Genomic DNA, 8707 nt, shown 5'->3' on the forward strand with positions numbered 1-8707 from the left:
CCCACCATCACCCTCGACCCCCAGCGTGACCCCTTCACCGCTCCCGACGACAGCTCCTACCGCGATCGCTTCACCGCCAAGTACCAGCACCGCACACTCGCCGGGATCGGCCACAACCTCCCCCAGGAGGCACCCACCGCCTTCGCCCAGGCCGTCGTGGACGCCGACCACCTCTGAGACAGCCGCCGCGCCGGTCGCCACACTGGCGCAGGGCGCGGCAGAGACGACATCCCGCCTCGGCCCCGCAGGCACACCCCCCTCCTGATGTACGCCCCGGTACCCGACGTCCACGCGGAACGGTCCGCCGCACTTCCGGACTCACAGGGTCGACCAGCGGCGCATCCGCCCCGACCCGGGCCGTCAGGTCCGTCGACCGCATCCGCGTACAGCCCCGCAGAATCACACGCACGCCCGTGAGTCACCTCCTTGACCGGTGACAGGAAAGCTGCAAGGATGGCGTCACCGCCTCAAAGGGTGACGCATCTGGTGGCGGCCTACCCCGAGCCGACACCCCCCTTCGACCCAGACCTGGAGCACCAGCCATGGCAGTCAGCTACACCGCCGTTGTGAACGTCGACGGAGAAGGCCGCAACGGCGGCCGAGTGCTCTCCTCCGACGGCCTTCTGGAGACCAGCCTCGCCATCCCCAAGGAACTCGGCGGTGCCGGCACCGCCACCAACCCGGAGCAGCTCCTCGCCGCAGGCTGGGCCGCCTGTTTCCTCGGCGCCATCCGCCGCGCCGCGGCCATCCGCAGGATCAGGCTCACCAGCACCACCATCACCGCCGAGATCACCCTCATCCACGGCGACGACGACGAGTTCAGCCTCTCCGCCACCCTCAACCCCGTGATCGGCGGCGTCGACCAGGCCACCGCCACCGAGCTCGCACACGCGGCCCACCAGATCTGCCCGTACTCCAAGGCCACCCGCGACAACATCCCCGTCACCATCAACGCCACCGCCGCCTGATCCCGCCGCACCCCCGCGGCCCCGGGTCTCGTGCCACCTCTCCCCGGCACGGGACCCGTCCGTTCCCGAGCACCCACCGACCGACCGCACAGGGACGGGACATGTCCTCGATGACGCACACGCCCGCAACACTCGCCACGCACCGCCGCCACCGGTCCGTCCCTGGCAGCATCCCCGCCACGTCCGCAAAGGCGCCGCGCCGGGCCACCGAGGCCTCCGGCCACGGCGGCTTCCCGGCCGCCTCGCAGGTGTGGACCTGGGCCGCAGGTCTCGCCGTCTCGGGGTATCACCCGGCGGGCCTGAGCTGCCTCTGACGGCCACCGACCCGGTCGCACGCCGGTCGCTCCCGACCGTGCCCGCACACCCCGCGGGACAGGGCATGGTCCTGGCGACGACCCTCCGGGCCCCGGCCGCACATGCCCAGCTGTCGACGTACTGCGGGCCGTTGCTCGCCGTTCCGCTGCGTCGGGTCGGCCGGGGCAGCGGAAGACCGCCCGCGACGGTGCTGCCGCCTCGCCGCCGAACGCGACACGCTCCCGGCAACGGCCTGACGACGATCCGCCTCAAGCCGACTCGAACTTGATCACCGCGTCGCCCGCAGCTGCGGCCGCGGCGAAGAAGTCCTTCAGATCCCTCATGTCGGCAGCCAGCCCCGCCGCCCATCTCTGACTCCACGGCGTGGAGAAACCCAAGGCCCTGACCTGTCCTGCCAGCGCGGCGCCCAACTCCCTTACCAGGTCGTCGACAGCCACTCCGTTCAGGAAGGCTGAGGCGGCCTGCACCTCGTCGGGACGAAGCACCAACAGCTCGGCTCCCACGAACCCGTACTCAGGATCCTCCCTGCCGTCGGCCCGTCGCTCACCTCCGAAGACCGGCAGCTGGGCGACACCACCGGAGACGGCACCGCCTGCCGTCAACGCGAAGTGCATCAAGCTGCCGTTGCGCTCCACGGCCATCACCATGCCGGCCTCGCGGAGCGGCCCGATCTCCGGGTCGAACCAGTGCGGCACAAGCGCGGACAGCTCCTCCGGCGAGAGCTCATCCAACGACGTGCCTGCCACTCGCCGCCAGAAGAAGTCCACGCTCATCTCGCCACCCGCCTCCGTACTGCTTCCCGGCGACCCTGCTGCCGCCGACTCCGCAGGTCAGGTGATCCCTCCGACAGACCGGACGAGTGTCACGACGCCGGGCTGGTACAGCCGCCGCCCGGACCTGACCGAGCACCCACCCGAGGTCACGGACGGCGACACGCCGGGGCGGCCCGGGCGCGGTCGACACCGATCCGGACACATGGTGGCGCTCGGTGACCTGCCGTCATGTCGGCTCTGCAGAACAGCCGGTGACCGGGCTGGCCGGTCACGGTCCCGGATCGGTGGGCGAGGCGGTCACACCCCCGGAGGCGTGTGATCACGAGCAACCACGACACAGGGCCTCCTGTGGTGCCTGCGGATCCGGGATCCGCGAGGTACCAGGAGGCCCTTTCCTCTATGCCCGCACAGCAGCCGGCTCACCCGATCCTGGCCGCCGTTCGAACACCAGCGGCCGCCCGTCCAGCGACTGGACGGCTTCCGACCTCACGGACCCGTGGGGTCAGGACGGGAGGGGGACGAACAGCAGGATGCCGCGTGCGCTGGCGGCGGTGTAGCAGGCGTTGCCGGAGAAGGTGGCGGTGTAGAAGGGGGTGGCGATGGCGTAGACCGGGACGACGGCATTGTGGACGGTGGCCGTGCCGCTGGCGTCCGTGACGGCGGTACCGAGGTTGACCGGGCCGAGAAGCGTGGTGGCCGTGAAGGTCACCGGCTGACCGACCACCGGCGTCCCCGACGTGGTCGTCAGGGTGGCGCTGAGGGTGGGGATGTAGTACTGCGGCAACGGGGTCAGCCGGAGCCGGATCGTGCCCGGTTGCGCATTCAGCGTGGTGGGGTTGGGGTTCACGGTGACGGGAGTGCCGGCGGTGGAGCCGGCGAAGCACGTGTCACCGCTGTAGGTGGCGTTGAGGGTGCCCGTGGTCAGGGCGGTGGTGGTGAAGCAGGCCTGCCCGGACGCATTGACGGGGACCGTCTGCGTCTGGCCGTTGGGCAGGGTGAAGGTGACCGTGCCGGTCGGCACTTCGGTGGTGGCCGCCCCCGGCGTGGGGGTGGAGCATATGGTGACGCTCTGCCCACAGGTGGAGGGGTTCGGCGCCACAGACAGCGTCAGCGTGGTGGGGTTGAGGTTCACGGTGACGGGGGTGGGGTTGCCGTTCACGGTCGCGGTGAACGTACCGACGGTGTAGGTGTGGGTGGTCTGCCCGCTCCCGGTGGTGTCCAGGGCGACGGTGACCGTGGGGCTGGCGTCCCCGAAGTTCACCACCGCCGTCCCGTTCGGAGTGCCCCCGGAGATGCTGAACGTCACCGGTTGCCCGCACGACGGCGACGCCGGCGAGATCGTCACCGTCAGGGGCGAAATCTCCGTCACGTTGGCCGAGTTGGCGTTGGTGACGTAGACGTTGCCGTTGGGCGCCACCGCCACCGCGAACGGGAACGCGCCGACCGGGACGGTGGCCAGGACCGTGTTCGTCGCGCTGCTGATCACCGTCACGTTGTTGGAGCTGGAGTTGGCGACGTAGACGTTGCCGTTCGTACCCACCGCGACCCCGAACGGGCCCCCGCCGGCGGGGACGGTCGCCAGCACCGTGTTCGTGGCACTGTCGATCACCGTCACGTTGTTGGAGACGGTGTTGGTGACGTAGACGTTGCCGTTCGGTGCCACCGCGACCACACCCGGGACCGAGCCGGCGGGGAGGGTGGTCAGGACGGTGTTCGTCGCGCTGCTGATCACCGTCACGTTGTTCGAGGTCTGGTTGGCGACGTAGACGTTGCCGTTCGGCGCCACCGCCACCGCGCCCGGGAACCCGCCGCTGGGGAGGGTGGTCAGCACGGCGTTCGTGGCGCTGCTGATCACCGTCACGGTGCCGGCGTTCCGGTTGGCAACGTAGACGTTGCCGTTGGGCGCCACCGCCACCGCGTCCGGGACCGCGCCGACCGGGACGGTGGTCAGGACCATGTTCGTGGCACTGTTGATCACCGTCACGTTGTTGGAGCTGGAGTTGGCGACGTAGACGTTGCCGTTGGGCGCCACCGCCACCGCGAACGGGAACCCGCCGACCGGGACGGTGGTCAGGACCGTGTTCGTGGCACTGTCGATCACCGTCACGTTGTTGGAGCTGGAGTTGGTGAGGTAGACGTTGCCGTTCGGCGCCACCGCCATCATGGCCGGGCTCGAGCCGGCGGGGAGGGTGGTCAGGACGGTGTTCGTCGCGCTGCTGATCACCGTCACGTTGTTCGAATTGGCGTTGCCGACGTAGACGTTGCCGTTCGGCGCCACCACCACCGCCAGCGGGGTCGTGCCCGCCGGGATCGTCACCGTCGAGAACGCCGCACTCAGCGGCGCGGCCGCCGGCCCCGGAACTGCGGGCACCTCGGACAAGCCCGCCGGCACGACCGGCTGGAGCCCGCCGACCACCGCCGGAGGTCCCAACCAGACCAAGCTCGCATCCATGACAAACCTCTCTCTCCTGAGAGGGTCGCCCAAGAACTCCCGACCGGGCCCACACCGGCGCGGGCACCCGGTTCACACGAACCGGATCCACCGTTTGCACAGCGGGACAGGGAGAGGAAACATCGTCACATACAGTGCGCACCACGGGGTCGTCTCCCGAGGAGACATGGGCGGCCCGCTGAAATGCAGTCACCATCATTAACTCGAAACGACCAACGAAACACCATCCTGTTGACGTACATATCACTCGAATGGACCAATCCGCGCCACAGCCCGGAGGGTGTGCCGCACGGAGGTGCGAATTTCTGCCGAAATGCAATTTTGGGAACGAAGAGCCGACACTCGAGGAATAGCGAGCAAACTGACGGTCAGCCGGATCAGCGGCCACGGTCAATGCCCTGGCAGGGCCGGCGAGCGGGTCGATCGGCCGCTTTCCGGAAACGGCGCGCGGGACGATCCAGCCCCCGGTTTCCCGGACCGGAATCCGCGGACGCAGCGAAGCGCATCTTCGGCACGGCTCCGCCCGTGAGTACCTGAGGATTCGGTGACAACCCGCCAGCGGGGGCTCCTTCCCCATGCGAGCACAGTAAGCAACTCACACTTACATATAGTCGTTCGAACGCAAACGACCAATCGCCTGGCAAGCAGGCGTCTTTTTGCGTGCAAGCTGTTCAGTTCAACGGGCGAGCACCCCGACACCTGCGGCCCCTCACCGTGTTCACACCGGGCGCACCGCCGGTTCGAGCAACGACAACGTCCGCTGCTGCGCGTCGAGACCGACGCGGATGCCGACCGGCATCGGCAGGTTGGGGCCGGCGTGCCCGAACTCGACGTTGCCCAGGACCGGGATGTCGCGGTCGCCGAGGACGTCGAGGACGATCTCGGGCAGGCTCGGGGATGCGTCGGGCGCTTCGAGTCCGTCGATCCGGTGCGGAACACCCACGACCATGCCGGAGATCCGGTCGAGGATGCCACAGTGCCGCAGCACCTGGAGATCGCTCCACACCCAGGAGGCTTGGCCGCCCATCTCCTCCCAGAACAGCACCGCACCGTCGAACCGTTCGAGCGGCAGCGCGTAACGCGTCGCCTGCGCCCGCATGATGCGGTTGAGCACCCCGCCGATCAGGCGGCCTTCGGTCCGCCCAGGACGCCAGCACTCCCACGACGGACTGGTGGGCAGCGCACCGATCGGCTCCGCACGGGTCAGCAGAGTCGAGTAGAGCCTCTCAAGTTCCGCTCGGCGCTCGGGAGATGCGGCCTGCCACGCTCCTCCGAGGCCGGGGGTGGCCAAGTCGGCATGGAACCCCACCAGACCCGTAAGGGAGTGGAGCACCAGATGCAGCAGTGAGATGTCGCTGTAGCCCAGGATCGGCTTGGGGTCGGCAGTGATCGCCTCGACGTCGATCAGGTCGAGGTAGCCCAGCGCCGTCTGCCCGCCGTCGTGCGCGATGATCGCGCGCACCTCGGGATCGCGCAGCAGGGCGTTGAGCTCGTCGGCGATCTCCGTCGGCCGGGCCGCGCTCCACCAATGGTGCCGCTCCGCTCGGAGCAGCGGCGCCAGACGTACGCGGAACCCCATCCCTTCGAGCACTGCCACCGCCCGCTCAAGCCCGGACGCGTATCTGGCGTGGAGCGGTCCGGACAGCGACGCGATGACGACGAGGTCTCCGGGCGCCAGGGCACGAGGCCGAAGCAGTCGAGGCAGTGCGGCTCGGGTCACCGGGGCAGTATTCCCGGCACCCCTGACGGCACGCCACACAGTTACCGGTCCACGGCCCACAGGTCCGGCCCGCATGCCAGGACCCTGGGGCCCAGAGGCCCCCACAGGTAGGCCCGACCGGGGAAACAAGGCCCATCCGGGCCCGGCGGTGGGGCCGGGCGGCAGCGTCAGTCGATGACCGGGCCGGCTGCCGACCACCGCTGCCCGTCGGGCCTCTGATGTCCGGGGTCCAGCCGGGTGCCACTCGCGTCGACGACTGCGTAGTCGAGGACGAGCTTGTGCGGATCACCGTCCTCGTAGAGCCACACCGTGACACAGCCCTTGGATATGCAGGTGTCGAACCAGACGTCGAGCCCCTCCGCCTCGGAGCGGATGGTGAGTGCCTCCCCCGGCTTCATCCAGTAGTCCTCACAGTGCGGCTCGACGAAGAGGCAGAGGTCGATGTCGCCCCGGTTCTCGACAGGCATGCTGTTGCGGCCCACTTCTCCCCCGACGATCGACTCCCAGCCGCGTCCACCCACTGGTCGCAGCTCCAGGTGCGCTCTGCACTCCTTCATCCGGCGTGCGTGCAGAACGATGTGACGGTGAGCCAGTCATCGCTGCGGCGAACTACCGCTCCGGATCCCAGGCCACGAACCGGTCGAAGCCTCAGCAGGTCGGCAAAGTCCGGAGCGTTGTGCACCCCGGTTGTCTACCACGGTGCTCCGGCAACCCAACAACGCTTTCCCCCGCCGCCGCGGCAGGCACCCGGCACGGGCCGCGCGCCCTCGCGCGGGGCGGCGTCCTGACTCCGGGAAGGCCGCCGAAGGGGCTGTGTGCGGTGGTGACAGTCCGCGCCGTCCGCCCGGGGCCGCGCGCCGCCGGCGGGGTCGTGCCGCGCCGGTCAGGCTGTCCCTGAAGAAGGCCGCGAGCTTGTCGACAGCGGGATCGACGTACTCCCTCCTGCCGTGGGGATCGGCATGACTGGCTCCTTCGCGCTTCTGCCCTGCCGAGTACGGTTCAGCTGCGGCCCTCCTCTTCGGTCCGGCCTCCCGGGCGGGGACGATCCGGATCAGGTCTCTGCCATCGGGCCCCGTCGGATCGCCTGCCAGGGACGTGTGAACCTGATGGCGGCGGGTCTGCGCACACGTCCGAGTCGACGCTGTGACATGTGTTCCCGTGAGCCACCGGGCACCGACCGCCCCATGTGTGACACGCCGCGCCGCCTCCGGCGCAGATGACGCAGACGAGCCGGATCGCCGTACGGTCAGAAACTCACTGCGTCAGCGCCGGGGAGATGCAGACACGTGTGTCGTCGGGGTGGCCGCCCCCGGAAAATCCCTGGGGTCGGGAGGGCGAGCACTGGTACGCTGTTCGGCGACGCAGACCGTGTATCGAGGAGTTGCAGACATGCTGGGTGAGGACGACATCTCCGGGTGAGATCCGGATCTGAGGGCCATCGGGCGCGCTGATCAGCGCAGCCGTGGCGTCTTGTCGTCGTACCCGCTTCCCCGTCTGCCCAGGGCAGAGGTCTCTTCCTGCCCCGTTTTCCCTTGAGGTCGTCTCCATGTCCGACGTCGCCGTCGTCTGCTCGAACCTGTCCTTCTCCTGGCCCGACGACACCCCGGTCTTCGAGGGCCTGTCCTTCACCCTGGCCGCCGGCCGCACGGGCCTGGTGGCCCCCAACGGCTCGGGCAAGAGCACCCTGCTCAAGCTGATCGCCGGCGAGCTGAAGCCCGCCGCCGGCTCGGTGTCCGTCGCCGGCACGCTCGGCTACCTCCCGCAGAGCCTCCCCCTGACCGGCGATCTCACCGTCGCCCAGGTCCTCGGCGTCGCCGAGGTCATCCGCGCCCTGGACGCCGTCGAGTCCGGAGACGTCAGCGCGCAGCACTTCGCCACCATCGGCGACGACTGGGACATCGAGGAACGCACCCGCGCCCAGCTCGACCGGCTCGCCCTGGCCGATCTCGCCCTGGACCGCACCCTCGGCACCCTCAGCGGCGGCCAGGTCATCACGCTCGGCCTCGCCGCCCAGCTGCTCAAACGCCCGGACGTGCTGCTGCTGGACGAGCCGACCAACAACCTCGACCTGCAAGCCCGGCACCGGCTCTACGACGCGCTGACGGACTTCACCGGCTGCCTGCTGCTGGTCAGCCACGACCGCGCACTGCTCGACCGCATGGACCGCACCGCCGAACTCGGCAGCGGTGAACTGCGCCACTACGGCGGCAACTTCACGCAGTACGAGCAGGCCGTGCGCACCGAGCAGGAGGCCGCCGAGAAGAACGTGCGCAACGCCGAGCAGGAGCTGAAGCGGGAGAAGCGGGAGATGCAGCAGGCCCGCGAACGCGCCGAGCGCCGGGCGAGCAACGCCGCGCGCACCCTCAAGAGCGCCGGTCTGCCCCGGATCTTCGCCGGCACCATGAAGCGCGGCGCGCAGGAGTCCGCCGGCCGCGCCGGCCAGACGCACGCCGCCCGGGTCAGCGAGGCCCGGGCGCGG

At 69.7% G+C, this 8707-nt stretch carries 6 protein-coding genes and 1 pseudogene; 3 read left to right on the forward strand and 4 right to left on the reverse strand.

What is annotated here, in order from left to right; all coding sequences use genetic code 11:
- Positions 1 to 177: pseudogene (locus AOK09_RS41990) on the forward strand (alpha/beta hydrolase); the annotation flags it as partial.
- Positions 178 to 542: 365 nt separating this feature from the next.
- A complete protein-coding gene (locus AOK09_RS12220) occupies positions 543 to 968 on the forward strand; it encodes an Ohr family peroxiredoxin (protein WP_055587187.1) in 426 nt (141 codons plus the stop codon).
- A 563-nt stretch (positions 969 to 1531) separates the two neighbouring features.
- On the opposite strand, the gene AOK09_RS12230 is transcribed toward AOK09_RS12220, so the two are convergent.
- From AOK09_RS12230 to AOK09_RS12245, 4 genes are all read right to left on the reverse strand, one after another.
- Positions 1532 to 2056, reverse strand: coding sequence for a hypothetical protein (locus tag AOK09_RS12230; RefSeq protein WP_055587189.1), 525 nt, complete (start codon positions 2054 to 2056; stop codon positions 1532 to 1534).
- Between the two features lie 502 nt (positions 2057 to 2558).
- On the reverse strand, positions 2559 to 4508 hold the full coding sequence (locus tag AOK09_RS12235; protein WP_245687254.1) for a virginiamycin B lyase family protein: 1950 nt from the start codon (positions 4506 to 4508) through the stop codon (positions 2559 to 2561).
- A gap of 718 nt (positions 4509 to 5226) precedes the next feature.
- Positions 5227 to 6228, reverse strand: a complete 1002-nt coding sequence (locus AOK09_RS12240; RefSeq protein WP_055587190.1) for a S66 peptidase family protein — start codon at positions 6226 to 6228, stop codon at positions 5227 to 5229.
- Positions 6229 to 6395: 167 nt separating this feature from the next.
- Positions 6396 to 6785, reverse strand: a complete 390-nt coding sequence (locus AOK09_RS12245) for a hypothetical protein (protein ID WP_245687255.1) — start codon at positions 6783 to 6785, stop codon at positions 6396 to 6398.
- A 989-nt stretch (positions 6786 to 7774) separates the two neighbouring features.
- On the opposite strand from AOK09_RS12245, the gene AOK09_RS12250 reads away from it, so the two are divergent.
- Positions 7775 to 8707, forward strand: a 933-nt coding sequence (locus tag AOK09_RS12250) for an ATP-binding cassette domain-containing protein (protein WP_157875870.1), incomplete at its 3' end; no start/stop codon positions are given.

Origin of the sequence: Peterkaempfera griseoplana (assembly GCF_001418575.1) — a bacterium.
Classification (GTDB): Bacteria; Actinomycetota; Actinomycetes; order Streptomycetales; family Streptomycetaceae; genus Peterkaempfera; species Peterkaempfera griseoplana.

What these genes read in the sequence shown, in the direction of transcription:
- AOK09_RS12220 (WP_055587187.1), top strand. Translation starts at nt 543, where the DNA reads ATGGCAGTCAGCTACACCGCCGTTGTGAACGTCGACGGAGAAGGCCGC.
- AOK09_RS12230 (WP_055587189.1), bottom strand. Translation starts at nt 2,056, where the DNA reads ATGAGCGTGGACTTCTTCTGGCGGCGAGTGGCAGGCACGTCGTTGGAT.
- AOK09_RS12235 (WP_245687254.1), bottom strand. Translation starts at nt 4,508, where the DNA reads ATGGATGCGAGCTTGGTCTGGTTGGGACCTCCGGCGGTGGTCGGCGGG.
- AOK09_RS12245 (WP_245687255.1), bottom strand. Translation starts at nt 6,785, where the DNA reads ATGAAGGAGTGCAGAGCGCACCTGGAGCTGCGACCAGTGGGTGGACGC.